The organism is Streptomyces sp. NPDC059787, from assembly GCF_042732315.1.
Classification (GTDB): Bacteria; Actinomycetota; Actinomycetes; order Streptomycetales; family Streptomycetaceae; genus Streptomyces; species Streptomyces atrovirens.
The window spans coordinates 120469-144392 of sequence record NZ_JBHWHX010000012.1; the positions used below are offsets into that span (position 1 = coordinate 120469).

General features: G+C 73.6%; 22 protein-coding genes. 11 read left to right on the plus strand and 11 right to left on the minus strand.

Annotated elements, in window-relative coordinates; translation table 11 throughout:
• The first annotated feature begins 210 nt into the window (after positions 1–210).
• Both ACFV5H_RS14270 and ACFV5H_RS14275 read left to right on the plus strand, forming a co-directional pair.
• Positions 211–1323 (plus strand): aminoglycoside phosphotransferase family protein, encoded by a 1113-nt coding sequence (locus ACFV5H_RS14270; RefSeq protein WP_385049881.1) that lies wholly within the window; start codon positions 211–213, stop codon positions 1321–1323.
• 384 nt (positions 1324–1707) lie between these two features.
• A complete protein-coding gene (locus tag ACFV5H_RS14275) occupies positions 1708–3672 on the plus strand; it encodes an N-acetylmuramoyl-L-alanine amidase (RefSeq protein ID WP_385194833.1) in 1965 nt (654 codons plus the stop codon).
• A gap of 55 nt (positions 3673–3727) precedes the next feature.
• Here ACFV5H_RS14275 and ACFV5H_RS14280 read toward each other — a convergent pair whose 3' ends face one another.
• From ACFV5H_RS14280 to ACFV5H_RS14290, 3 genes are all read right to left on the minus strand, one after another.
• Positions 3728–4225 (minus strand): hypothetical protein, encoded by a 498-nt coding sequence (locus ACFV5H_RS14280; RefSeq protein WP_073937336.1) that lies wholly within the window; start codon positions 4223–4225, stop codon positions 3728–3730.
• A gap of 57 nt (positions 4226–4282) precedes the next feature.
• Complete coding sequence (locus ACFV5H_RS14285; protein ID WP_385194835.1) at positions 4283–5212, minus strand: ABATE domain-containing protein; 930 nt, start codon at positions 5210–5212, stop codon at positions 4283–4285.
• A 130-nt stretch (positions 5213–5342) separates the two neighbouring features.
• The gene (locus ACFV5H_RS14290) at positions 5343–5585 is read right to left on the minus strand and encodes a DUF397 domain-containing protein (RefSeq protein ID WP_030862688.1); all 243 of its coding nucleotides are present in this window, start codon (positions 5583–5585) and stop codon (positions 5343–5345) included.
• Positions 5586–5986: 401 nt separating this feature from the next.
• Between ACFV5H_RS14290 and paaK the strand changes: the two genes are divergently transcribed.
• Complete coding sequence (gene paaK / locus ACFV5H_RS14295; RefSeq protein ID WP_385048694.1) at positions 5987–7288, plus strand: phenylacetate--CoA ligase PaaK; 1302 nt, start codon at positions 5987–5989, stop codon at positions 7286–7288.
• Between the two features lie 13 nt (positions 7289–7301).
• On the opposite strand, the gene ACFV5H_RS14300 is transcribed toward paaK, so the two are convergent.
• The 4 genes from ACFV5H_RS14300 to ACFV5H_RS14315 all read right to left on the minus strand — a co-directional run bounded on the left by ACFV5H_RS14300 (position 7302) and on the right by ACFV5H_RS14315 (position 12384).
• Entirely contained in the window at positions 7302–7880 is a 579-nt protein-coding gene (locus ACFV5H_RS14300; protein ID WP_385048697.1) for a TetR/AcrR family transcriptional regulator, read from the minus strand.
• 51 nt (positions 7881–7931) lie between these two features.
• Positions 7932–9527 (minus strand): phytoene desaturase family protein, encoded by a 1596-nt coding sequence (locus ACFV5H_RS14305; RefSeq protein ID WP_385194838.1) that lies wholly within the window; start codon positions 9525–9527, stop codon positions 7932–7934.
• Between the two features lie 101 nt (positions 9528–9628).
• On the minus strand, positions 9629–11893 hold the full coding sequence (locus ACFV5H_RS14310) for a tetratricopeptide repeat protein (protein ID WP_385194841.1): 2265 nt from the start codon (positions 11891–11893) through the stop codon (positions 9629–9631).
• 119 nt (positions 11894–12012) lie between these two features.
• Positions 12013–12384 carry a ferredoxin gene (locus tag ACFV5H_RS14315; protein ID WP_385048705.1) on the minus strand — a complete coding sequence of 124 codons (372 nt, stop codon included), beginning with the start codon at positions 12382–12384 and terminating at the stop codon, positions 12013–12015.
• 147 nt (positions 12385–12531) lie between these two features.
• Between ACFV5H_RS14315 and ACFV5H_RS14320 the strand changes: the two genes are divergently transcribed.
• From ACFV5H_RS14320 to ACFV5H_RS14350, 7 genes are all read left to right on the plus strand, one after another.
• Positions 12532–12909, plus strand: coding sequence for a DUF6479 family protein (locus ACFV5H_RS14320; RefSeq protein WP_385194902.1), 378 nt, complete (start codon positions 12532–12534; stop codon positions 12907–12909).
• A gap of 68 nt (positions 12910–12977) precedes the next feature.
• Positions 12978–13328 (plus strand): hypothetical protein, encoded by a 351-nt coding sequence (locus ACFV5H_RS14325; RefSeq protein WP_385048708.1) that lies wholly within the window; start codon positions 12978–12980, stop codon positions 13326–13328.
• Between the two features lie 232 nt (positions 13329–13560).
• Positions 13561–14067: a SigE family RNA polymerase sigma factor gene (locus ACFV5H_RS14330; protein WP_073937349.1), complete on the plus strand. Its 507-nt coding sequence runs from the start codon at positions 13561–13563 to the stop codon at positions 14065–14067.
• Positions 14068–14078: 11 nt separating this feature from the next.
• Positions 14079–14612 carry a cellulase gene (locus ACFV5H_RS14335; protein WP_385194844.1) on the plus strand — a complete coding sequence of 178 codons (534 nt, stop codon included), beginning with the start codon at positions 14079–14081 and terminating at the stop codon, positions 14610–14612.
• A gap of 125 nt (positions 14613–14737) precedes the next feature.
• Positions 14738–16036 carry a glycosyltransferase gene (locus ACFV5H_RS14340; protein WP_385048715.1) on the plus strand — a complete coding sequence of 433 codons (1299 nt, stop codon included), beginning with the start codon at positions 14738–14740 and terminating at the stop codon, positions 16034–16036.
• The gene (locus ACFV5H_RS14345) at positions 16033–17307 is read left to right on the plus strand and encodes a hypothetical protein (RefSeq protein ID WP_385048718.1); all 1275 of its coding nucleotides are present in this window, start codon (positions 16033–16035) and stop codon (positions 17305–17307) included. Before ACFV5H_RS14340 ends, ACFV5H_RS14345 begins: the two co-directional genes overlap by 4 nt.
• A 15-nt stretch (positions 17308–17322) precedes the next feature.
• On the plus strand, positions 17323–18423 hold the full coding sequence (locus ACFV5H_RS14350) for a CapA family protein (RefSeq protein ID WP_385048721.1): 1101 nt from the start codon (positions 17323–17325) through the stop codon (positions 18421–18423).
• Here ACFV5H_RS14350 and ACFV5H_RS14355 read toward each other — a convergent pair.
• Together ACFV5H_RS14355 and ACFV5H_RS14360 are read right to left on the minus strand one after the other, a co-directional pair.
• The gene (locus ACFV5H_RS14355) at positions 18404–18922 is read right to left on the minus strand and encodes a trehalase-like domain-containing protein (RefSeq protein WP_385194847.1); all 519 of its coding nucleotides are present in this window, start codon (positions 18920–18922) and stop codon (positions 18404–18406) included. The two genes, ACFV5H_RS14350 and ACFV5H_RS14355, sit on opposite strands and share 20 nt — an antisense overlap.
• A gap of 37 nt (positions 18923–18959) precedes the next feature.
• A complete protein-coding gene (locus ACFV5H_RS14360; protein WP_385048727.1) occupies positions 18960–20789 on the minus strand; it encodes a thiamine pyrophosphate-requiring protein in 1830 nt (609 codons plus the stop codon).
• Positions 20790–20978: 189 nt separating this feature from the next.
• Between ACFV5H_RS14360 and ACFV5H_RS14365 the strand changes: the two genes are divergently transcribed.
• Positions 20979–21365, plus strand: coding sequence for a hypothetical protein (locus tag ACFV5H_RS14365; protein WP_385048729.1), 387 nt, complete (start codon positions 20979–20981; stop codon positions 21363–21365).
• A gap of 30 nt (positions 21366–21395) precedes the next feature.
• Here the strand turns inward: ACFV5H_RS14365 and ACFV5H_RS14370 are convergent, their stop codons facing one another.
• Both ACFV5H_RS14370 and ACFV5H_RS14375 read right to left on the minus strand, forming a co-directional pair.
• Positions 21396–22415, minus strand: a complete 1020-nt coding sequence (locus ACFV5H_RS14370; RefSeq protein ID WP_385048732.1) for a hemolysin family protein — start codon at positions 22413–22415, stop codon at positions 21396–21398.
• Positions 22412–23752 (minus strand): hemolysin family protein, encoded by a 1341-nt coding sequence (locus ACFV5H_RS14375; protein WP_385048735.1) that lies wholly within the window; start codon positions 23750–23752, stop codon positions 22412–22414. Before ACFV5H_RS14375 ends, ACFV5H_RS14370 begins: the two co-directional genes overlap by 4 nt.
• Between the last annotated feature and the right edge of the window lie 172 nt (positions 23753–23924).

Below are 23924 nucleotides of genomic sequence, written 5' to 3' on the forward strand. Positions count from 1 at the left end.
AGTTGACAGTAGCCCGGTGCGGGTTGCCGGGCGACTATTCGCCAGGGTTCGCCAGGGTGCGCCAGATGGTGTGCCAGGGGCCATCGGGTGTCGAGTAGGAACGCGCCACCACGACCCCGTCGCACAGGGGCATTCCCCCAGGGTGCGCCCGGGCGGCCGGGCCGGGTGGTGCGCTGACGCCGCAGGCACACGAAGGGATCTGTATCACCCATGTACGCAGCATCGTCCTCCGTGTCCGCCCCGCCCCGGCCGCTGCGCCCCCGTCCGTCGGACAGCGGCCCCTACCTCGCCCCCGTGCGCCCGGCGAACCCCGTCCTCGGCGCCGGCAACGTACGGCGCACCGCGGGACCGGGCACCCAGCCGCTCAGCGGGAGGCTCGACCTGTCCGGCCCGCAGGGCGCCCAGCTCCGCACGGCGATCGCGTCGGTGCACCGCATCTGCCCGGAGTTCGCGCCGGTCCAGGTGCTGCGCCGCACCGGCCGGTCCGTCCTGCTGGTCGGCACCACCGGCCGGAGCACCGCGGTCGCCAAGTGCTTAGTGGACCACTCCCCCGCGTGGAGTGAGCGGATCCGCCACGAAATAGCGGCATACCGCTCGTTCGTCCGGCACCGTCCGCCTGTGCGGGCGCCCCGGCTGATCGCGGCGGATCCGGACAACGGCACGCTGGTGATCGAGCGGTTGCCCGGCCGGGTGGCGGCGCTCCAGCGGCACCCGGCCGAGGCACCGCCGCGGGCGGACATCAGGGCGGCACTCGGCGCGATCTGCCGGCTGAACTCCTGGCGGCCGCCGGCCGGGACGTTCGACGCGCCGCTGGACTACGCGGCCCGTATCTCCCGGTACCACGAGCTGGGTCTGCTCACCGACCGGGACCTGGGCGACCTGCAGAAGCTGCTGCACGGCATCGCGCTGGCCACCGGGCGGCAGGCCATGGGCCAGTTCTGCCACGGCGACGCCCTGCTCTCCAACATCCTGCTCTCACCGGCCGGTCCGGTGCTGGTGGACTGGGAGCACGCGGGCTGGTACCTGCCGGGGTACGACCTGGCGACGCTGTGGTCGGTCCTCGGGGACGCTCCGGCGGCGCGGCGTCAGATCAGCCAGATCGCCCAGTCGGCGGGTCCGGCCTCGCGGGACGCCTTCCTGGTCAACCTGATGCTCGTACTGACCCGGGAGATCCGCACGTACGAGACGGCCGTCCAGCGCTCGATGCAGGACACGTCCCCCACGGCCCCGTCCGGCGAAGAACACCGCCTCCTCCTCCGCCGCCTCCACGACGACTGCCAAATGGCCCGCCGAGCAGTACGCGCGGCAGTGGGCACCCGCTGACCCCCGACGCCGCCGCAGCCGGCTGCGCGCAGCCACACCGCCCTCCCCCCAGCTGCGGGCAGTCGTGCCTCCCCCAGCGCCTCAAGGGCCTGGGAGGTGCCCCCAGGGCGATGGGGGTCCCTCCCGCTCGAGCGAAGCCGAGAGCGGGGGAGGCACCCGGCAAGCGCCGGCCAGCGAAACCCGCCCCCGCCCGGCACCACTGGCGTACACCACTGACGCCCCGCAGGCCCGGCACCTGCCGCCACGAAAACCCCACACACCCCGATTGACAAGGGATTTCACGCCTCCCTGGGCATGATTGACGGATTATCAGCCGACCGGTACGACTGACGCACCGCTCGGCCCCATCCGGCGCACCATGCCCGATCACCCCAGGAGGCTGCATTGCGAGAACCCGCCACCGAGCCCCGCCGCGTGGCCGGGCCGTCCAGACGCGCCACCCGCGGTGCCCTCCGCGCCCTCGCCGCAGCCGCGCTGACGCTGCCGCTACTGGGCGCGGCACCCACCCCGGCCTCTCCGGGCAGCGCCCGGCTGCAACACGCGTTCGCCACCGCAGCCGCCGCGTACGACGTACCGCAGAGCGTGCTGCTCGGCGTCTCCTACCTCCAGTCCCGCTGGGACGCCCATGCCGGCGCCCCGAGCGTGACCGGCGGCTACGGCCCGATGCACCTCACGGACGCCCGCACCGCGCTCGCCGCCTCCGACCACCACTCCTCGGGCACGGAGGATCCGCGCGGCGACGAGGCCCGCCCGCCGAAGCGTCCCGAGGCACGAGCGGCGCGCACCGAAGAACTGCCCGCCCGGCTCACCACCCTGCCGAGAGCCGCCCGCCTCACCGGCCTCAGCCCCGAACGCCTGCGCGAGGACCCGGCCGCCAACGTGGCGGGCGGCGCCGCCCTGCTGGCCGATGCCCAACGCCGGCTGGGCGAGCCCGGGAGCGACGACCCCGCCGACTGGTACGCGGCGGTCGCCCTCTTCTCCGGCGCCGACGACACCGCGTCGGCGGTGGCGTACGCGAACGACGTGTACGAGGTGATCCGCACCGGCGAGGAACGGGTCACCGACGCCGGACAGCAGGTCGCCCTGGCCGCCCGCCCCGGCCTCGCGCCCGACACCGGGGCGCTGGAGCACGCCGGACTGCGCACCGCCTCCGCCGCCGGCACGGAGTGCCCGAGGACGGTGTCCTGCGAGTGGATCCCGGCCCCGTACGAGGAGTTCGGCGACGGCGACTACGGCAACCACGACCTGGGCGACCGGCCCGCCTCGCAGCGCATCCGGTACATCGTCGTCCATGACACGGAGGGCGCCTGGGAGGGCGTCCTCGACATGGTGCAGGACCCCACCTATGTGTCCTGGCAATACAGCCTGCGCTCCACGGACGGTCACATCGCCCAGCATGTGAAGGCGAAGGACGTGGCCTGGCACGCGGGCAACTGGTACGTCAACGCGGGGTCGATCGGTCTGGAGCACGAGGGTTTCCTGACGGATCCCGACGCCTGGTACACCGAGGCGATGTACCGGTCCTCGGCCCGGCTGGTGAAGTACCTCGCCGAGAAGTACGACATCCCGCTGGACCGGCAGCACGTCCTCGGCCACGACACGGTGCCGGGGACGACCACCGCCACCATCCCCGGCATGCACACCGACCCCGGACCGTACTGGGACTGGCGGCACTACTTCGAACTGCTGGGGAAGCCCCTGAAGGCCACGGCCGGCAAGCGCGCGGGCATCGTCACGATCCGGCCCGACTACGCCGCCAACCGGCCGGTCTTCACGGGCTGCGAGACCGCGGGCGAGCCGTGCGCCGGCCACGGGTCGAGCGCGGTGCGGCTGTACTCCGACCATGACGAGGACTCCCCGCTGATCAGGGACGTCGGCCTCGGCTCCGCCCCGACCACCGGGGTGAACGACCTGTCCTCGCGGGTCTCCACGGGCCAGCAGTACGCGGTCGCCGACCGCTGGGGCGACTGGACCGCCATCTGGTACCTCGGCCGGAAGGCCTGGTTCGAGAACCCGGGGAAGCACCCCACCGCGGTGCCCGCGAAGGGCAAGGTCGTCACCCCGAAGGAGGGCCTCGACTCGGTGCCGGTGTACGGAAGGGCGTACCCGGAGAAGGCCGCCTACCCGGAGGGCGTGCCGGCCCAGGCGGTGTCGCCGCTGCCGTACACGGTGCTCAAGGGCCAGAAGTACGTGACCGGAGGCAAGGTGCCCGGCGAGTACTACTACGCGGTGACCTTCGACGAGGCGTCCCACCAGGTGGTGCGGGGCGAGGACCTGTACTACGAGATCCAGTTCGGCCACCGGGTCGGCTTCGTGCGGGCGGCGGACGTGAGGGTGACGTCGTCGTAGCGGCGCGGAGGACGTAGCGGGAGGGCCGGGTTCCCACGGAACCCGGCCCCTTGTGTCAGCCCTGCTGGAACAGCTCCGCGGGAAGCGGCTTGAGGAGGGCGTACAGGTCGTCGGTGATGGGGCGGTCCCAGGCGGCGATGGTCACCAGGACGTTGTCGCTGCGGTCGAACTGCACGCAGGAGATCCGGCTCTCGGAGAGCTTGACCCGGCGCACGATCAGCAGGTTGTCGCCCTGCATCACCGGCACGTCCTCGGTGCCGACGACGGTGATCTCCTCGTCGTTCTCCAGCGCCAGCAGCAGCTGCCCGACCTCGAAGGGGACCTCGCCCTCCGGGACGTCCCGGGCCGGGGAGCCCTCGGGCAGATTGCCGATGATCATCGCGGGGCCGCGGCCGCCGAACAGGTCGTAACGCAGGAAGACGCCCTGGCAGCTTCCGTCGGGGGCGGGCAGCAGCCCGGCGCCCAGATTGCCGGGCCAGTCGCCCGGGTCCATGGCCAGAACGTCGAATTCGGGCCCGGCGGGCGTGGCACTGCGGCGGCGGAGGAACGACATGCCGCCATGGTACGTGCCCGGACCCGCGTACGGACGGTCGGGCGACGCACGTCTCCGCTACCCGGACCGCCGGTGCCGCTCGTGGTGGCGGGCCACCCGGGCGCGGTTGCCGCAGGAGGGCTTGCACCACTCCTGACGCGGGTGTTCCTTCAGGAAGTAGCGCACACAGCGGGGGGCGTGGCAGGCGCGGAGGCGTTCGCGGTCGGGGCCGGCGAGGAAGGCGATCGCGGCCTGGGCGAGTACGGCGGTCAGGTCGTCGCGCCCGTCCGGGACCGGCCGCCGGTGACCGACGGGCTCGGCCCCGCCGGCCCACTCCAGGACCGGGACGGTGGGGGTACGGGCGGCCGCCTCGTTCAGGCACCGCAACGCCTCCGCGAGCGGCAGCAGGCGGGCCTCGTCGGCGGGACCGGGCGGTGCGGGGCGGACGGCGTGCGCGAAGAGGGTACGAACGGCCGCCCGGAGGGCGAGGACGGCGGTGAGGTCGTTCTCGTCGGCGACGAAGGTGCCCGCGGCGGGAAGCGTGTGCGGGCGCGCGCGGACCCACGTGGTGAGGGCGGGTGGGTCGGTCAGCTCGTCGGCGACTCCGCCGTCGCCGTCATGGCGGACAGTGAGCGCGAGGTCCAGGGCGAGGTGGGTGTCCGTGGTGATCGAGTCCCGCATGCGGCTAATGATAAGGGGATTTGCTGCCATTAGCGTGACCCTGTGTGGAGACCGAGCGGGGGTGTGGCGCCGCTCGGCGTCTGCGAGGTGCCGCTGCGCCCGCCCGTGCCGCCCCCGCGGCACGGCTGCCCGCAGTCGGCGGCTGTCGAGGACCGGGTCCTCGTCGGGGTCGGGCGGTCCGGCCGCCAGGACCTCGGGCCGTGCCCAGGAGGCGTACCGGCGCACGTGCACGATCCGCAGCGGGGCCTCGCGCCGGCGTGCGGCGTCGAGGGCCCACTCCAGGGCGCGCAGACCGTCGACCGCCGCGACGACCGGCTGGGTGTTCATGGTTCCTCGCCTCCGGGATACGACCTTCGGTCCTCGCCCCCCGGCCGGCCCGACTCGGGCGCGGGCCGGGGACGGCACTTCGGATCGCGTGTCCGGAAAAGGCGCGGAACACCTCCCGCGGCGGCGCCGCTCACGTCAGGTCGAACTCCCCCTCCCGCGCTCCCGACACGAACGCGCCCCACTCGGCGGGGGTGAAGATCAGGGAAGGGCTCTCCGGGCTGCCGCTGTTGCGCATGGCGATGAAGCCCTCCACGAAGGCGATCTGGACATCGCCCAGGCCACGGCTGCTGGACTGCCACTGCGCGTTGCTGAGGTCCAGCTCCGGCTTGTCCCAGCCCGTGAGCGGGCGCTGCTGGGTGGTGCTCTCGGCCACGTCCGTGCTCCTCCCGATTACCGTCGTCCGCGGGCCAGCCTAGCGATCGGTCCCTGCCCCCGACAGGCCGCGAGAAGTACCTTTCCGCGAGGACGCCGGGGCGGGCGGGGCGGACCCGAGGCGGCGACCCGGCCGCGTCCGGGGAGGCGGCCGAGAGCGAGCCGCCGGTGGTGGTCACGCCGCCGGGCCGGTTCGGCCGGCGGCACCGGTGGCCGCGTACGGCGCGCGGCGTCACCGTACGGACCGCGGGGTGAGGCGGTGCGCCGGTGAGGGGCGGCGGGGGCGAGAAAAGTGCAGGCGGACTCTTGCCCCCGGGCCAGTGGCCTGACTTACTGATCCCGGAAAGATCGACCGAATGATCGGTCGTCCGAATTGGTACGACAGGTGGGAGGACGGTCCCGATGACGGAGGCGGCGGACCTGCTGGACCCGGCGGAACGACTCGACCCCGAAGGGCTGCGCGCGCTCCAGCTGGAACGGCTGCGGAGTTCCCTGCGGCACGCGTACGACAACGTGCCGTTCTACCGGGAGTCCTTCGACAAGGCGGGCGTCCACCCGGACGACTGCCGCTCGCTGTCCGACCTGTCCCGTTTCCCGTTCACCACCAAGGCGGACCTGCGGGAGAACTACCCGTACGGCATGTTCGCGGTGGGCCGCGACCGTATCCGCCGTCTGCACGCCTCCAGCGGCACCACCGGACGCCCCACGGTCGTCGGCTACACAGAAGGTGACCTTTCCATGTGGGCCGACATGGTGGCCCGGTCCATCCGCGCGGCGGGCGGCCGCCCCGGGGACACGGCACATGTGGCCTACGGCTATGGCCTGTTCACCGGTGGCCTGGGCGCCCACTACGGCGCCGAACGGCTCGGCTGTACGGTGATCCCCGCGTCCGGCGGGATGACGTCCCGTCAGGTGACGCTGATCCAGGATCTGAAGCCCGAGATCATCATGGTGACCCCGTCCTACATGCTCACCCTGCTCGACGAGTTCGAGCGGCAGGGTGTCGACCCGCGCTCCACCTCGCTGCGGGTGGGGATCTTCGGCGCGGAGCCGTGGACGGAGCGGATGCGGCAGGAGATCGAGGAGCGGTTCGCGATCGACGCGGTCGACATATACGGGCTGTCCGAGGTGATCGGCCCGGGTGTCGCGCAGGAGTGCGTGGAGACCAAGGACGGTCTGCACATCTGGGAGGACCACTTCTATCCGGAGGTCGTCGACCCCTTCACCGGTGAGGTCCTTCCGGAGGGCGAGCGGGGCGAGCTGGTCTTCACCTCGCTCACCAAGGAGGCGATGCCGATCGTCCGGTACCGGACGCGGGACCTGACCCGTCTGCTGCCGGGGACCGCCCGGGTGTTCCGGCGGATGGAGAAGGTGACCGGCCGCAGCGACGACATGGTGATCCTGCGCGGGGTGAACCTCTTCCCCACACAGATCGAGGAGATCGTGCTGCGCACCCCGGGCGTGGCACCCCACTTCCAGCTCCGTCTCACCACGGAGGGCCGTATGGACTCCCTCACCGTCCGCGCGGAGGCCCGTCCCGGCGCGGACGCCACGACACGGGATGCCGCCGCCCGGTCGATCGTGGCGGCGGTGAAGGACGGCATCGGCGTCTCGGTGGGCGTGGAGATCGTCGAACCGGAGACGCTGGAGCGCTCGGTGGGCAAGATCCGGCGGATCGTGGACCTGCGCGGGAAGCGGGACTGACGGCCCGTCCCGGCTACTCGGCGGCCACGATCCGCTCGACCGCGGCCGTCACCAGCCGCTCGCGCTCGTCCGGGGTGAAGACGTCCGGCAGGGTGAGCTGTTCGACGATCAGCCAGTTCAGCGCCAGGTACAGCAGCTTGACGGCCATGGCGTCGCCGGGCAGGCCCGACCCCTCGTGGTAGCGGACGTTGGCCTCGACGTCGGCGCGGACCCGCTCGGTGAGCACCTCGCGGAGTTCCGGACGGCGGGTGGCCTCCAGCCGGAGTTCGAGCAGGGCGAGGTATCCGGTGCGGAAGGCGGCGACACGGCCGACCACTTCCCGCATCAGCCCCGCGTAGGTCTCCCGGTCGCGCCCGGCGGACCGCTGCCGGGCGATGAGCTCCTCGTCGGGCTGGAGCCGCTCGTAGACCCGGGCGCCGGCCTGGGTGAGCAGGTCGTCGCGCGAGCCGAAGTAGTTCGACGCGGTGCCGACGGGTACGGCGGCCTCGGTGTCCACCGCCCGGAACGTCAGCCCCCGGGCGCCCTCACGGGCCAGCACCTCGATCGCGGCGTCCACCAGCGCGGCCCGGCGCTGCTCGTTCCGTCTGACCACTGCCCTCACTCCGCCCGCAGCATCTGCCATCACACCACTTCAGGCAGAGTACTACGCCCGGAGTCGTCCGTCGGCGCATCCCCCCTCCCCCGCCTCCAGCACCGCCATCGCCGCGTTGTGTCCCGGTACCCCGCTCACCCCGCCGCCGCGCACCGCGCCCGCGCCGCACAGCAGGACGCCTGCGTGCCGGGTCTCCACGCCCCAGCGGCCGGTGCCCTCCTGGGCGTGGGGCCAGGACAGGTCGCGGTGGAAGATGTTGCCGCCGGGCAGTCCGAGGTCGCGTTCCAGGTCCAGCGGGGACCGGGCCTCCAGACACGGGCGGCCGTCGGCGTCGGTGGCCAGGCAGTCCACGAGGGGTTCGGCGAGGTGGGCGTCGAGCTGGGCGAGCGTCGACTTCAGGAGTTCCTCGCGTACGGCGTCGTTGTCCCGTTCGAACAGCCGGGCGGGGGTGTGCAGTCCGAACAGGGTGAGGGTCTGGTAGCCCCGGGTGGCCAGGTCCGGGCCGAGGATCGTGGGGTCGGTGAGCGAGTGACAGTAGATCTCCGAGGGCGGGGCGGCGGGCAGCTCACCGGCGGTGGCCTGGGCGTGGGCGGCGGCCAGTTGCCCGTACCCCTCGGCGATGTGGAAGGTGCCGGCGAACGCCTCGCGCGGGTCGACGGAGGTGTCGCGCAGCCTCGGCAGCCGCTCGAGGAGCATGTTCACCTTGAGCTGGGCGCCCTCGGCGCGCGGCGGGGGCGTGTCGCCGGTGAGCCTCGCGAGTTCCTGCGGGGAGGCGTTCACCAGGACGTGCCGTGCGGCGGCGACGCCCTCGCCGTCGGCGGTGCGGTGGGTGACCTCGGCCGTGCGGCCGTCGGTGTCGACGCGCACCGCCTCATGGCCGGTGGCGATGACCGCGCCGGCGGCGCGGGCGGCGTCGGCCAGGGCGTCGGTGAGGGCGCCCATGCCGCCGACCGGTACATCCCAGGCGCCGGTGCCGCCGCCGATGACGTGGTAGAGGAAGCAGCGGTTCTGCTTCAGCGAGGGGTCGTGGGCGTCGGCGAAGGTGCCGATGAGGGCGTCGGTGAGGACGACGCCGCGCACCAGGTCGTCGGCGAAGCACTCCTCGACGGCGACGCCGAGGGGTTCCTCGAAGAGGGTCCGCCAGGCCTCCTCGTCGTCGACGGCGCGGCGCAGTTCGTCGCGGGTGGGCAGCGGCTCGGTGAGGGTCGGGAAGACGGCGCGGGCGACGCGGCCGGTCATGTCGTAGAAGCGCCGCCAGGCCCGGTACTCGCTCTCGGAGCCGGTGAGCCGGGCGAACGCCTCGCGGGTGCGCTGCTCGCCGCCGCCGACGAGCAGCCCGGTGGGCCGTCCGTCGCGTTCGACGGGGGTGTACGAGGAGATGGTGCGGGTGATCGGCCGGAAGTCGAGGCCGAGATCCCGGACGATCTTCCGGGGCAACAGGCTGACCAGGTACGAGTACCGGGACAGCCGTGCGTCGACGCCGGTGAACGGGCGGGTGGACACCGCCGCCCCACCGGTGTGGTCCAGCCGCTCCAGCACCAGCACGGAGCGCCCGGCCCGGGCGAGGTAGGCGGCGGCGACGAGGCCGTTGTGGCCTCCGCCGACGATGACGGCGTCGTAGGTCCGGGTTGCCTCGGGTGCGGTCATGGTCCTTCGTAACACGCGCCGTTCCGCACCGGCCAGACACGCGCCGGTCCGCACCGGCCGGACACGCGCCGGTCCGCACGGGCCGGACACGGGCCGGAGTCTCACGCCCCGCCGGCCGCCCCCTGCTGCCGCAGTTCCGCCACCCGGCGGTACAGCTCGGCCGCCTCCGCGCCGCGGCCCAGCCGCTCCAGGCAGTGGGCCTCGTCGTTGCGGGCGGCGAGGGTGTCGGCGTGGCCCGCGCCGAGGACGCGTTCGCGGGCCTCGGCGACCCGCCGGTACTCGGTCAGCGCCTCCGCCCAGTGGCCGAGCCAGCCCAGCCCCACGGCCACCTCGCGGCGGCTGACCAGGGTGTCCTGGTGGTCGGCGCCGAGGACCCGCTCGCGCAGCGCGCAGACCTCGCGGGACTCGGCGAGGGCGTCCACCCAGCGGCCGAGCCGGCCGAGGTTGACGCCGATGCCGTGCCGGGCGCGCAGGGTCTCGGGGTGGGTGGGTCCCTCGACGCGGGTGCGGTCCCCTACCAGGGCGCGGTAGAGGTCGAGGGCCTCGGCGGTGCGGCCGAGCCGGCCCAGGCCGATGCCGGTCTCGTAGCGGGCGGCGAGGGTGTCGGCGTGGTCCGGGCCGAGGGCCCTGGCGCGGGCCTCGGCGACCTCGCGGTAGGTCTCCAGGGCCTCCGTCCAGCGGCCCAGCTGACCGAGGGTGTAGGCGACGTCGTAGCGGGTGACGAGGGTGTCGGGGTGCTCGGGTCCGAGCACGCGGGCGCGGTCGGCGGCCACCTCGCACGCCATGCCGTACGAGTCCTCCAGGCGGCCGAGCCGGCTGAGGTTGAAGGCGAGGTTGTGGCGGCAGCGCAGGGTGTCGGGGTGGTCGGGTCCCATGGTCCGCTCGCGGGCGGCGAGCACCGACAGATAGACCTGGTGGGCGTCGAAGGGGCGGCCCAGCTGGGCGAGGACGTACGCCATCTCCTGGCGGGCGGCGAGGGTGTCGGGGTGGTCGGCTCCGAACGCGCGGATGCGGGCCTCGGCGACCTGCTTGTAGGCGCGCAGCGCGTCGGCGGCGCGACCGGTGCGGCTGAGGGTGAACGCGACCTCGTAACGGCTGGCGAGGGTGTCGGGGTGGTCGGGGCCGAGGAGGTGCTCGCGCTCGGCGGCGACCGCGCGGTGCACCTCCCCCGCCTCCGTCCAGCGGCCGAGGCGCCCCAGGCTCAGGCCCGCGTTGTGCCGTCCGGCGAGGGCGGTCAGCGCCTCCGGTGAGGGGGAGGACGGCCCGTCCGCCGCGGGCCGCGCGCGGGGGCCGGTGGCGGGGCGGGCGATCCACTCGCCGGACAGGCCGGCCGCCGGGTCGGGGGGTGTGGTGCGCAGTCCGGCGCCGGCCGCCTTGTGTCCGGTGGTCATGCCGCGGGTCCAGGACGGCAGCCGGGCCGCGCGCCCCACCGGCTCGGGCTCCTCGAAGAGGTACGGACGGACCGCACCCGCGAGTGCCTCGGGCGGGCCCGTCGGGCCCGGGACCGCCGCCGGCGCGGCCCGCAGCGCGCCGACCCGGCGGGCCAGTTCACGGGCGCTGTCCGGCCGCCCTCCGGGCTCCTTGGCCAGCAGGTCCAGGATGATGCGTTCCAGCCGCTCGGGCAGTTCGGCGCGGTGGCCGCGCGGCGGACGGGGCGGGGTGTCGCGGTGTCCGACGAGGACCGCCCAGGCGTCGTCGAGGTCGAACGGCGGTACGCCGGTGGCGATCTCGTACAGCACGCAGCCGAAGGAGTACAGGTCGCTGCGCCGGTCCACCTCCGAGCCGCTGATCTGCTCCGGCGACATGTAGTGCGGGGTGCCCATGGCGACGCCGGTGCCGGTCAGCCGGGACGTGAAGCCGATGTCGTGGCCGAGGCGGGCTATGCCGAAGTCGCAGATCTTCACCGTGCCGTCGTCCAGCCGCACGATGTTGGCGGGCTTGAGGTCCCGGTGCACGACGCCCTGGTCGTGGGTGTAGGCGAGGGCCTCGGCGACCTGCTCGGCGACCTCCACCACCTCGTCGACCGGCAGCGGATGCTGTCTGTTGTCCTCCAGGAGCTGGCTGAGGTTGCGGCCCTGGAGCAGCTCCATCACCAGATAGAGCACGCCCTCGGACTCCCCGAAGTCGTGCACGACGGTGATCCCCCGGTGCTGCAGTGCCGCGGCCACCCGGGCCTCCCGGCGGAACCGCTCGCGCAGCACCCGGCCGAACGACCGGTCCTGCTGCGGGCCGACGGGTTTGAGGCACTTCACGGCGACCTGCCGCCCCAGTGACTCGTCCCGTGCCCGCCACACCTCCCCCATGCCGCCGCGTCCGACCCGGTCGATCAGCCGGTACCGGCCGTGGATCAGCCTGCTGTCCCCCATCTCCTTCGCCCGCCCCCGTCGCAGTCCGTCCCGCCCTCCCCTGGCTCGTCCAGTATGGCGACAACTCGCCCGAGTTTGTACGGTGCCACGACGCCCGGCCCGCTTCGCCCACCGACGGGTCAGTTCAGAGTGGCGAGGAACTCCGTGCAGGCCCGTGCGCAGGCGCGGCACGCCTGTGCCGTCTCCTCCGCCCCGGAGCAACCGTCGAACACCTGCGCGCTCTCCAGGCACACCTGGCGGCACCACTCCACCTGGACGCGGATGGTCGCCTCGTCCACCTGGTTCTGCTCGGACAGCACCCGGCAGGTCGCGTCGCAGACCTCCGCGCACATGATGCCCTTGCGTCGTACGAGTTCCTGGTTCTCGGTGCCGTCCGGGTCCACGAGGCTCGCCCGCGTCGCGCAGGACCGCGCGCATTCGGTGCATGCCTGGGCGCACGCGAAACGGTCCTCCAGGAACCGGAACAGCTCTTCCTGGGATGTCGTCGTCACATCGCGCGGGTAGCCGCCGCCCCGGCGGTCAAACCCGGTGTCCCCGAGGGTTCCGCGCGGTGTGCGGCGGTTTCGCGCCGGGCGCCCGTGCGGCGCCGTGAGGTGAGCAGGTTGGTGGACGGGACCGGGGGGTACCCGCGGGCCATGATGAACACCGCGTGGATGGAAACGGCCGACCTTGCCGCGGGCCGCGGCGCCCTCGGTGCGGGGCTCGTGGTGGCGGGTGTGGTGGTCCTGGCGCTGCTGATCGGCATGTTCGCCTTCGGCAGCCGCCGGGTCAGGAACAGCACGGTGCGTCGGCCCGGCCCGGAGGAACAGCCCCGGATGCCCGAAGGGGGCCCGGTCCGGGAGACACGGGAGCGGCGGGAGCCGGACGAGGTGCCCAGAAGCGGCGAGCGGCTGCTGCCGCACGAACTGAAGGGCCACGGCAACGCCGGCAGCCGTACGAGCGCGTCGCAGGAGCGGCCCCGTTGGGACGAGGGCAGCAGCGGGGCGTTCGGCAGTGGCGGGTCGGGGGGCCGCTGACCGTCCCGCTCCCCCGTCGGCCCGCCGCCGACGGCTCCGCAACGTCGTACACCAGGGAAGTGAGAACCATGGCAGATTCCGCCCGCAACGCCCTGCCGCTGCCCGATTACGACCATCTGCCCATCGGCGGCCTGGAGAGCCGGATCCGCTCGCTGTCCGCGGGCGAGGTCGAGGAGCTGCTGGCGTACGAGCGTTCGCACGCCGACCGGGTTCCGGCGACCGGGCTGCTGAAGGCCCGGCTGGAACAGCTGAACGCGGGTGCCGAGCCGACGTCCGGCGACCCCGGCGCGCTCCGTCCCGAGCAGGGCGCCGGCCGGTCCGGGTCCCCGGTCTCGCCCGCCACCTCGCCGCAGCCGTCCAGCCCGCCGCCGCACGGCACCCCGGACCAGCGGGGCAAGCCGAAGGGCGACCGTACGTAGGCAGGGCCGGCCGCCGCCCCGGGGCGGGCCGTACGTCCATCGACCGCTGTGACGCGGTCACGGGCGTACGGCCCGCCCTTTCGCGTGTCCGAGGCGGGCGTGTCCGAGGCGGGCGTGCCCGAGGTGAGTGTGTCCGAGGTGAGGTGGATCACAGCACTTGGGTGCATCGTTTCGCCGGGTCATGAGTCTTTGTCTCAGGTGTAAGGGGTTGTTCGGACACGGGGCGGTGGGGATGGAGCGGTTTCGGGTGGACGGCTTCGACGAGTTCGTGGCTGCCCGCTGGTCGGCGCTGCTCCATGTCGCGCGGCTGCTCACCGGCGGTGACCGGCAGCGCGCCGAGGACCTCGTCCAGGAGGCCCTGGTGAAGCTGTGGTTCGTCTGGCCGAGGGTCGCCGAGCAGGCCCCGGAGGCGTATGTGCGTCAGGTGCTGGTGCGGATGGCGGCCCGTTCGGCCCGGCGCCGCTGGTGGGGGGAGCGCCCGGTGGGCGAGCTGCCCGACCGGGCCGGGCCCGGCGACGTGTCGTCGGCCGTCGCGGAGCGCTCGCGGCTGGAGGCCGCGCTGGCGCTGCTGCCGCCCCGGCAGCGGGCCGCGGTGGTGCTGCGCTACTGCGAGGACCTGCCCGAGGGGCAGGTGGCGCAGGCCCTCGGCTGCCCGGTGGGCACCGCGCGCTCCCACGCGTCGCGCGGTGTGGCGCGGCTGCGGCAGATCCTGTCCGACACCGTCAGGCCCGTGGGGTGAGGGGAGAAGCGATGGACGACTTCGAGCGTGAGCTGACGCGCATGATGCGTGACACCCGGCAGCCGGCTCCCTTCCGGTCCGAGCACCAGGAACGCCTGTACGAGGGCATCCGGGTCCGCCGCCGGGCCCGGATGCTGTGGCGGGCCGGCGGCTCGGCCCTCGCGGTGGCCGGGCTGAGCGTCGGGCTGGCCCTGCTGCCCGGCGCCGACTCCCGGTCCCTGCCGGCCGACCGCGGGCCGCTGCCGGCGACCGGTCCGACGCCGCCGGTGTCCCCGGTGCCGACGACGTCCGCACCGGACACGGAACCGAGCGTGTCCCGGCCGCCGACGAACACGCCCGGGACGACGGACACCGGCACCACGTCACCCGGGTACGGCGGCACGCCGACCTTCTTCCCGTCGTCCACCGCGCCGGGCACGACGGGGCGGGCCACGACGGCACCGTCACCGCCGGTCTCCACCGCACCGCCGACCGCCCCGCCGTCCACACCACCGGCGCGGGGGCCCTCCGCCTCGGCCGGTGAGGAGTCGGCCGGCAGCGGCTAGCCCCTTCCGTCCCCGCCCGTGGGCGACCCCGCCCCCGGGCCGTTCCCCCGACCACCACTCGGGCGCGGCATGCCCGTACCAGGGCCCCGTCATGCCGTACGCCGGAAAGAGACCGTGAACCCGTCATGAGAACCGCGAGGCGGTCGGCACCGACCGACCGCCGCTCATCCGCCGCGTCCGCGGCGCAGGTGGCGCTGCCGCGCCGGGCGCCGCTGCCGGCGCACCATCCGGAACCCGTCCTGGACGTGGTCGTGCCCGTGCACAACGAGGAGAACGACCTGGAGCCCTGTGTCCGGCGGCTCCACGCGCACCTCGCGGAGACCTTCCCCTACGCCTTCCGGATCACCGTCGCCGACAACGCCAGCACGGACCGCACCCCGGTGATCGCCGCGCGGCTGGCCCGGGAGCTGCCGGGGACGGAGTGGATACGGCTGGCCGAGAAGGGCCGCGGCCGGGCCCTGCACACCGCCTGGTCCCGGTCGTCCGCGCCGGTGCTCGCCTATCTGGACGTGGACCTGTCCACCGATCTCGCGGCCCTGCTGCCGCTGGTGGCCCCGCTGATCTCCGGGCACTCGGACATCGCGATCGGCACCCGTCTGGCCCGCGGCTCCCGGGTGGTGCGCGGACCGAAGCGGGAGATCATCTCCCGCTGCTACAACGGGCTGCTGCGCGGCACCCTCGCCGTGAGGTTCAGCGACGCGCAGTGCGGTTTCAAGGCGGTACGGCGGGACGTCGCCGAGCGGCTGCTGCCGCTGGTCGAGGACCGGGGGTGGTTCTTCGACACCGAACTGCTGGTGATAGCCGAACGCGCCGGGCTGCGCATCCACGAGGTGCCGGTGGACTGGGTGGACGACCCCGACAGCCGGGTCGACATCCTGTCCACGGCACTGGCGGACCTGCGCGGCATGGCCCGGCTGGGGCGCGCGCTGGCCGGCGGCCGGCTGCCGCTGGCCGCGCTGCGCCGCCCCGGGGAACTCGACGAGGCCGCCGGGCTGCCGCCCGCGCTGGTCCCGCAGCTGGTCCGCTTCGCCGCGGTCGGGGTGGCCAGCACCCTGTTCTACCTGCTGCTGTACAGCGTGCTCCGGCCCGCCGCGGGCGCCCAGGCGGCCAACGCGCTCGCCCTGCTGGCCAGCGCCGTCGCCAACACCGCCGCGAACCGGCGGCTCACCTTCGGAGTGCGCGGCCGGACCGGGGTGCTGCGCCACCAGCTCAAGGGGCTGGCGGCGTTCCTGGTCGGCCTCGCCCTCACCAGCGGTTCGCTGGCCGTGCTGCACCGCGCGGCGCCCGGGGCCGGGCCCCGGGTGGAGCTGCTGACGCTGGTCGCCGCCAACCTCGCCGCGACCCTGCTGCGCTTCCTTCTCCTGCGGGCCTGGGTGTTCCCCGGCCGGCGCTCCCGCCGTACGACAGGATCCCCGACCTCATGACCACCGCCCCGACGAGCCAGGCCGGTCCGGCCCCGTCCCCCGCGCCCCGGCCCGGCACCGCCCCGCCGGCCTCCCAGGACCCGCGCGAGCGGCTGCGCCGTGCCGCCGTGCGCCACGGGCCCGTCCTCGCGATGTACGGCGTGCTGAAGCTGGTGGGCTTCGCCGTCTTCATGTTCCTGCTGGACTCGGCCGGCGACTTCCGCGAGAAGCACCCGCGGTTCGGCGGCGGCGCCCACACCTGGGACGTGCTGGGAAGCTGGGACGGCTGGTGGTACCAGCAGATCGCCCTGCACGGCTACGACCCGGCGCTGGAGCCGATACCCGGCGCCACCGGGCTGATCACCCTGGAGGGCAACTCGGCGGCGTTCTTCCCGCTGTACCCGGCGCTGATGCGGATCGTCTCGGAGGTCACCGGGCTCGGCCCGTACGGCGCCGGGATGACCGTGTCGGTCGTGTTCTCCTTCGTCGCGGCGCTCGGCATCCACGCCGTCACGGCCCGGCTGGGCGGGCACCGGGCCGGTCTGGTCGCCGTGGGGCTGTGGGCGGTGTGGCCCGGTTCCGGCGCGGAGTGGGCCGTGTACTCCGAGTCCGTGTACACGGCGCTGGCCGCCTGGGCCTGCTACGCCGTGATGACCCGGCACTGGCTCACCGCCGGGGTGCTGACCTTCACCGCCGGCCTCGCCCGGCCCACCGCCGTCACCCTGGTCGCCGCCCTCGCCGTCGCCGGACTGCTCGCGGTGCGGCGCCGCGAGGAGGGCATCCGCCGCCCGCTGGTCGCGGTGGCGATCGCCCCGCTGGGCGTGGCCGGTTATCTGGGCTGGGTGGGCTACCGGATGGGCGACTGGGGTGGCTACAACAAGCTCCAGGACGGCGCCTGGGCCCACAAGTTCGACTGGGGCCGGCACACCCTCGACGTGCTGACCTCCGTGCCGGTGGGCCACTCCGACTATCTCTTCGCGATGCCGTTCGAGGACATCATCGGGGTCGGGGTGGTGCTGCTGGTGCCGGTGCTGACGGTGCTGCTGATGCGGCTGCGTCCGCCCGCCGTGCTCGTCGTGTACACGGTGCTGTCGTACCTGATGGTGATGGCCACCCAGCAGTACTTCGGCAACGTCTCCCGCTATCTGCTCCCGCTGTTCCCGCTGTTCGTCCCGCTCGCCCTGGCCATGCGCCGGCTGAAGTGGCCCTCGCTGGCCGCGGTGCTGGGCACGGCCGCCCTGGCCTCCGGCTCGTACGCGGGATACGTCCTGTTCGAACTGGGCGTGCCGTAGACCTACCGTGGAGACATGGACGCCGGGACGGTGACGCTGTTCCTGTGCGGGGACGTGATGCTCGGGCGCGGGATCGACCAGATCCTCCCGCACCCGGGCGATCCCGCGCTGCGGGAGGACTTCGTCCGGGACGCGCGCGGCTATGTGGAGCTGGCGGAGGCGGTGAGCGGCCCGGTTCCCCGGCCGGTCCCGTTCTCGTGGCCGTGGGGCCGGGCGCTGGAGGTACTCGGTGGGGCCGCCCCGGACGTGCGGATCGTCAATCTGGAGACCTCCGTCACGCGGAGCGACGCGTTCGCGCCCGGGAAGGCCGTCCACTACCGGATGGACCCGGCCAACGTGCCCGCCGTGGAGGTCGCGCGGCCCGACGTGTGCGTCCTGTCCAACAACCATGTGCTCGACTTCGGCCGCCCCGGGCTCCGGGAGACGCTGGACGTGCTCCACGGCGCGGGCCTGAGGACGGCGGGCGCGGGACGGGACGCCGACGAGGCGTACGCGCCGGCGGTGGTCCCCGTCGAGGGCGGCCGGGTGCTGGTGTTCGCCCTGGGGACGATGTCCAGCGGCATCCCGCCGAGCTGGGCGGCGACGGCGGAGCAGTCCGGGGTGGCGTTCCTCGCGGAGCCGTCGGCCGCCGCGGCGGAGGCGGTCGTCCGGCGGGTGCGGCAGGCGAAGCGTCCGGGGGACGTCGCGGTGGTGTCCGTGCACTGGGGTTCGAACTGGGGCCACCATGTTCCGCGGAGCCATGTCGGCTTCGCCCACACGCTGGTCGACGGGGGTGTGGACGTCATCCACGGCCACTCCTCGCACCACCCCCGCCCGGTCGAGATGTACCGCGGCCGGGTGATCATCCACGGCTGCGGCGACTTCGTCGACGACTACGAGGGCATCACCGGCTACGAGGAGTACCGCGACGACCTGCGGCTCGCCTGGCTGCTGTCGGTGCCCCCGGACGGCGGGCGCCCGTCCGGGCTGCGCATGGTGCCGCTGAGAGCGCGGCGGATGCGGCTGGAGCCCGCCGCGGAGGACGAACGGGCCTGGCTGCGGGAGACCCTCGACCGGGTCAGCGGCGTGGACATCGCCCTCGACCCGGACGGCGCGCTCACCCTCGCCCCCCGGTGACCGTGTCGGCCGCGCCCGCCGGGGGCACCCGTGCCCGGCCGAGGCAGGAGGTCCCGTATGGCGGACCTGCCGCAGCAGCACCAGGCGTCCCGTGCCGGCGGGGGCGGCGAGGGCCTCGCGGCAGGAGACGACGGCGTCCCCCACGATCCAGCGGCTGACCCGGATGAGGGTGCCGTCCTCGTAGTAGCCGCCCCACACGTTCCAGGGGTCGCCGGGGGACACCCGGTAGGTGCCGCCGAGGAGCGCGGCGAACACGGCGCCGTCGTGCCAGGCGGGCGCGCACGTTCCAGGGGTCGCCGGGAGACACCCGGTAGGGGCCCGGCCCGCCGAGGAGCGCGGCGAACACGGCGCCGTCGTGCCAGGCGGGCGCGCACATCCACACGATCGATCCACGGGGGTCGACCAGCGCGCCGCGCTCGCCGTCGGCGATCAGCGCGTAGTCGCGCAGCGCCCAGGGCCCCTCGCCGGCCCGTCCCCCGTCTTCACTCGCGTCGTTCACTCTGGCGGTACGCTCCCCTGCCGTCCGGTCGGCCGGCTCACCTGCCGGCGCTGTCGTCGGCTCCGGCGCCGGGACGGCCGCCGCGGTGCCGGGTGCCCGGCAGCATCTCCTGCACCTTGGCCTTGAAGCCCTGCTTCACCATGGAGGCGCGGTCGCTGTCGCCCTTGAGCACGGCGAAGGCCGCGGCCTCGATCTGGTCCAGCTCCGCGTGCGGCGGGATCGGCGGCACGGCGGGGTCGGTGCGGAAGTCGATGACGAAGGGCCGGTCGGCCGTCAGCGCCCGGTCCCAGGCCGCCTCGACCTGCTCCGGCTTCTCCACGCGGACGCCCTCCAGCCCGATCCGCTGTGCGATCTCGGCGTAGGGCAGGTCGGGGATGGCCTGCGACTCCTCGAACTGCGGTGCCCCGGACATCGCCCGCATCTCCCAGGTGACCTGGTTCAGGTCGCGGTTGTTGAGGACGGCCACGATCAGCCGCGGATCGGACCAGTTCCGCCAGTACTTGGCGGCCGTGACCATCTCCATCATGCCGTTCATCTGCATGGCGCCGTCGCCGACGAGGGCGATGGCGGGGCGTTCCGGGTGAGCGAACTTCGCGCCGATGGCGTACGGGACACCGGGTCCCATGGTCGCGAGGGTGCCCGAGAGGGAGCCGCGCATCCGTCCGCGCATCCGCAGGTGGCGGGCGTACCAGTTGGCGGCGGAGCCGGAGTCGGCCGTGACGATCGCGTCGTCGGGGAGCCTGCCGTCGAGGGCGTGCACCACGTACTCCGGGTTGATCGGGTCGGCGTCCACGGCGGCGCGCCGCTGCATGACCTCCCACCAGCGGGCGACGTCCTTCTCGATCTTCTCGCGCCAGGACCGCTTCTTCTTCCGCTTCAGCTGCGGCAGGAGGCGGCGCAGCGTCTCGGCCGCGTCGCCGACGAGGTTCACCTCGAAGGGGTACCGCATGCCGATCATGTGCGGGTCGATGTCGATCTGTACGCCCCTCGCCTGGTCCAGCTCCGGCATGAACTGCGTGTACGGGAAGCTGGAGCCGATCATCAGCAGGGTGTCGCAGTCCTGCATCAGCTCGTAGGAGGGCCGGGTGCCGAGCAGGCCGATGGCTCCGGTGACGTAGGGCAGGTCGTCGGGGAGCACGTCCTTGCCGAGCAGGGCCTTGGCGACGCCCGCGCCGAGGACGTCCGCCAGCTCCTCCACTTCGGCGCGGGCGCCGCGGGCGCCCTGGCCGATGAGGACGGCGACCTTCTCACCGGCGTTGAGGACCTCGGCGGCCCGCTCGATGTCGGCGTCGGCGGGCACGGGCGCGTACCGGCCGATCCCCATGCTGGACGGCACCATCTTGAAGGCGTGCGTCGGCGGGCTGTAGTCCAGTTCCTGCACGTCGGCGGGGATGATGACCGCGGTGACCGTGCGCCGCGCGTAGGCGGTGCGGAAGGCGCGGTCGATGAGGTTCGGGAGCTGCTCGGGCACCATCGCCGTCTCGCAGAAGTCGGAGGCGACGTCCTTGTACAGGTTCTGCAGGTCGATCTCCTGCTGGTACGAGCCGCCCATGGCGCTGCGGTTGGTCTGCCCGACCAGCGCGACGACGGGGACGTGGTCGAGCTTCGCGTCGTAGAGGCCGTTGAGCAGGTGGATGGCGCCGGGTCCCGAAGTCGCCGCGCAGACACCGGCTTTGCCGGAGAACTTCGCGTAGCCGACGGCCTGGAACGCGGACATCTCCTCGTGCCGGGACTGGACGAACCTCGGATGGTCGTCGGCTCGTCCCCACGCCGCCAGGAGACCGTTGATGCCGTCGCCCGCGTAGGCGAAGACGTGGTCCACCTCCCACTCGCGCAAGCGCTGAAGGATGTGATCGGAAACCTTCATGCCGGCCATCGGCCTTCCGTTCCGCCGGTGCGCGCCCGCTCGACGGGGCCACGCAGCACGCTGTCAGGGAGGGTGACGGGTTCCGTGCGGTGCCCGGCGCAAACGTCGTGCCGCCCGCCGGGCCGGGTACCGGTGTCCCGCAGTACGCTGGCCGCATCCGGCCACCGGGAGCTTTGATCGGGAGCTTTGATGTGGAGACGCGGGAAGCACGCACGGCGTTCCGAGACCCTTCCGCTGGAGCTGTGCGACCTCTGCGGGAGGACCTTCCCGGCCGGTGAGGAGGTGGGCGGACACGTTCCGGACTCCTCCTCCGCCCACCCCACCGACACCTGGTCCGACGGTCTGCGCCGGGTGACCGCCTGCTGCGAGGCGCATCTCGACGTGCTCCGCGAGGCGTACCGGAGCCGCCCCTTCGTGGAGGAGGAGCTGTGGGCGGCGAAGATCACCCGGGTGCTGACGTCCGGTCCGCCGGTGCTCACCATGGTGGAGCTGGCCTGCCGGACCGGGCTGCACGAGCCGGACATCCGGCGGGCCATCGCCTGGCACAACGAGCGACGCCGCCGGATGGAGGGGTGACCCGGAGCCGGGACCGGCCCGTGGTGGGCCTTATGCCGCCTGTGGCTGCAGGAAGCGGGCCAGCAGGTCGTCCAGGCTCACCATGCCGGTGAGCAGCCCGGAGCCGTCGCGGACCACGGCCAGCGAGGCCCGGCGGCGGCGCAGCAGGTCGATCGCGTCGGCGACCGTGGCGTCGTCCGTCAGCTCGGGCACCGGGCGGGCCAGGGCACGGGCGCCGGCCGCCCGTCCCCGGGCGCGGGCCACCACGGCGTCCCGGGCGTGCACCGCGCCGAGGACCGTGCCGTGCTCGCGGACCAGGAGCCGGGTGCGGTCGCGCTCCGCGGCGACGCGCAGGATCTCGTCGACGCCGGCGCCGCCGTCCACCGAGACGATCTCGGACGCCGGTACCTGCAGCTCCCGTACCGGGGTCTGGGGTTCGGTCAGCGAGCGCGTCAGCAGCTCCGAGTCCGTCTCACTGATCAGGCCGAGCCGCTCGGACTCCGCCACCAGATGGGTGAGCTGCTCCCGGTTGTGGACGGAGGCCAGCTCGTCGCGCGGGGTGACCCGGCACAGCCGTACAAGGGCGTTGCTCATCCTGTTCAGCACCGAGATCAGCGGTCGTACGGCCTTCACCACGGCCCGGAAGGGCGGCGACAGCAGCATCGCGGACCGCTCGGGGTGGGCGATGGCCCACGACTTGGGGGCCATCTCGCCGACCACCATGTGCAGGAACACGACCACGATCATGGCGACGGCGAAGGCGACGCCGTAGCTGAGCGCGCTCGGCAGGCCCAGCTTGTGCAGCAGCGGGTCGAGCTCGTGGGAGATCGCGGGCTTGGACACCGAGCCCAGGCCCAGGGTGCACACGGTGATGCCGAGCTGGGCCCCGGCCAGCATCAGGGACAGCTCGCGCATACCGGCCAGGGCGGCCTTGGCGCCCGACCGGCCCTCGGCCGCGGCCTTCTCCATGCGGTGCCGCTTGGCGGCGACCAGCGCGAACTCGGCGGCCACGAAGAATCCGCTGCCGATCAGCAGCAGCACGGTGACGAAGAGCGCCATCGGGAAACTCATGCCTGCTCCTCCGTCGTCCTGTGGTCCTGCCGCCGGATCCGTACCCGGTCGGGTACGTGCCGGTCGAGGGTGCGTACGTCGATCACGGCGGCGGTGCCGTCGGGCAGCTCGACCGTGAGCCGGTCCCCGATGGCGGGGAAGCGGCCGAGCCGGTCGACGACCAGGCCGGCCACGGTGTCGTAGTCCTCCTCCTCGGGCAGTGCGACGCCGGTGGCCTCGGCCACCTCGTCCAGCCGCCGGCCCGCGTCCACCAGCCAGCCGTCGCCGTCCGCGACGGCGACCTGGGTGACGGTGTCGGTCTCGTCCGCGATGTCGCCGACGAGTTCCTCGGCGATGTCCTCGTAGGTGACGATGCCGGCCACGCCGCCGTGTTCGTCCAGGACGACCGCGAACTCGTCGCCCCGTTCCCTCATCTGGGTCACGGCGTCGGGCAGCGGGAGGGTGTCCGGCAGCAGCAGCGGGCGCCGGGCGAGGGCGCCGGCCGTGGTGTCCGTCAGCCGGTCCGCGGGCAGGCGCATCAGCTCGGCCACGCCGAGGACGCCGCCGACGTCGTCGGGGTGGTCGCCGAGCACGGGGTAGTTGGAGTGGCCGTACTTGGCGATGAGGTCGACCGCCTCGGCGGCGGTGGCGTCCTCCCGTACGAAGACGGCGTCCACGCGGGGCACCATCACCTCGTCCAGCGTCCGGTCGGAGAACTCCAGGGCGTGGTCGAGCAGCGCGGCGGTGTCCTCGGGCAGCGCGCCCTGCTCGTGGGACTCACCGATCAGGTGGCCCAGCTCCTCCAGGGTGGCGCCGTGGTGCAGCTCCTCCACCGGTTCGATGCCGACCCGGTGCAGCAGCCTGTTCGCCGCGCCGTCGAAGACGCGCACGAGGGGGCCGACGACCTTCAGATAGGCCAGCGTGGAACCGGCCAGTGCCTTCGCCAGCCGTTCCGGCACGGCGATGGCCAGGTTCTTCGGGGCCAGCTCGCCCAGCACCATCTGTACGACCGTGGCCAGCACGAAGGCCAGCACGACCGCGATGCCGCTCACGGCCGCGTCGGGAAGGCCCAGGCCCGACAGGGCGGGCCGGAGCAGGGCGGACACCGAGGGCTCGGCGATGAAGCCGACGACCAGTCCGGTCACGGTGATGCCGAGCTGTGCGCCCGACAGCATGAAGGACAGCCGCTCCAGCACCGTCAGGGCGCGGGCGGCCTTGCGGTCCCCGGACTCGGCCTCGCGCGCCAGGGCGAGGCGGTCGGCGGAGACGTAGGCGAACTCCTGGGCGACGAAGTATCCGGTGCCGGCGGTCAGGACGAAGACGGCCAGCAGGCCCAGGAGAGCGTTCGCGGCACTCATCGAACACCATCCCGCCGTGTGCCGTGCTCAGGGGGTGCCTGGCGGGATGGTCCGGGACTGTGCCCCGGGGGGTCCGTCGGTCTGGCGGACAAGTACGTGCTCCTTCTGTGGGTGTGCGAGTACATAACGATTCCGGCTGTGCCAGTGTTCCCGGACGCGCGGGACGACACGG

Bases quoted from the DNA above. Each gene is read 5' to 3' on its own strand.
- ACFV5H_RS14320 (WP_385194902.1), top strand. From the start codon at position 12,532: ATGAACACCGCGTGGATGGAAACGGCCGACCTTGCCGCGGGCCGCGGC.
- ACFV5H_RS14340 (WP_385048715.1), top strand. From the start codon at position 14,738: ATGAGAACCGCGAGGCGGTCGGCACCGACCGACCGCCGCTCATCCGCC.
- ACFV5H_RS14270 (WP_385049881.1), top strand. From the start codon at position 211: ATGTACGCAGCATCGTCCTCCGTGTCCGCCCCGCCCCGGCCGCTGCGC.
- ACFV5H_RS14375 (WP_385048735.1), bottom strand. From the start codon at position 23,752: ATGAGTGCCGCGAACGCTCTCCTGGGCCTGCTGGCCGTCTTCGTCCTG.
- ACFV5H_RS14285 (WP_385194835.1), bottom strand. From the start codon at position 5,212: ATGAACACCCAGCCGGTCGTCGCGGCGGTCGACGGTCTGCGCGCCCTG.
- ACFV5H_RS14325 (WP_385048708.1), top strand. From the start codon at position 12,978: ATGGCAGATTCCGCCCGCAACGCCCTGCCGCTGCCCGATTACGACCAT.
- ACFV5H_RS14330 (WP_073937349.1), top strand. From the start codon at position 13,561: ATGGAGCGGTTTCGGGTGGACGGCTTCGACGAGTTCGTGGCTGCCCGC.
- ACFV5H_RS14360 (WP_385048727.1), bottom strand. From the start codon at position 20,789: ATGAAGGTTTCCGATCACATCCTTCAGCGCTTGCGCGAGTGGGAGGTG.
- ACFV5H_RS14305 (WP_385194838.1), bottom strand. From the start codon at position 9,527: ATGACCGCACCCGAGGCAACCCGGACCTACGACGCCGTCATCGTCGGC.
- ACFV5H_RS14370 (WP_385048732.1), bottom strand. From the start codon at position 22,415: ATGAGTTTCCCGATGGCGCTCTTCGTCACCGTGCTGCTGCTGATCGGC.
- ACFV5H_RS14345 (WP_385048718.1), top strand. From the start codon at position 16,033: ATGACCACCGCCCCGACGAGCCAGGCCGGTCCGGCCCCGTCCCCCGCG.
- ACFV5H_RS14310 (WP_385194841.1), bottom strand. From the start codon at position 11,893: ATGGGGGACAGCAGGCTGATCCACGGCCGGTACCGGCTGATCGACCGG.
- ACFV5H_RS14350 (WP_385048721.1), top strand. From the start codon at position 17,323: ATGGACGCCGGGACGGTGACGCTGTTCCTGTGCGGGGACGTGATGCTC.
- ACFV5H_RS14335 (WP_385194844.1), top strand. From the start codon at position 14,079: ATGGACGACTTCGAGCGTGAGCTGACGCGCATGATGCGTGACACCCGG.
- ACFV5H_RS14365 (WP_385048729.1), top strand. From the start codon at position 20,979: ATGTGGAGACGCGGGAAGCACGCACGGCGTTCCGAGACCCTTCCGCTG.
- paaK (WP_385048694.1), top strand. From the start codon at position 5,987: ATGACGGAGGCGGCGGACCTGCTGGACCCGGCGGAACGACTCGACCCC.
- ACFV5H_RS14280 (WP_073937336.1), bottom strand. From the start codon at position 4,225: ATGTCGTTCCTCCGCCGCCGCAGTGCCACGCCCGCCGGGCCCGAATTC.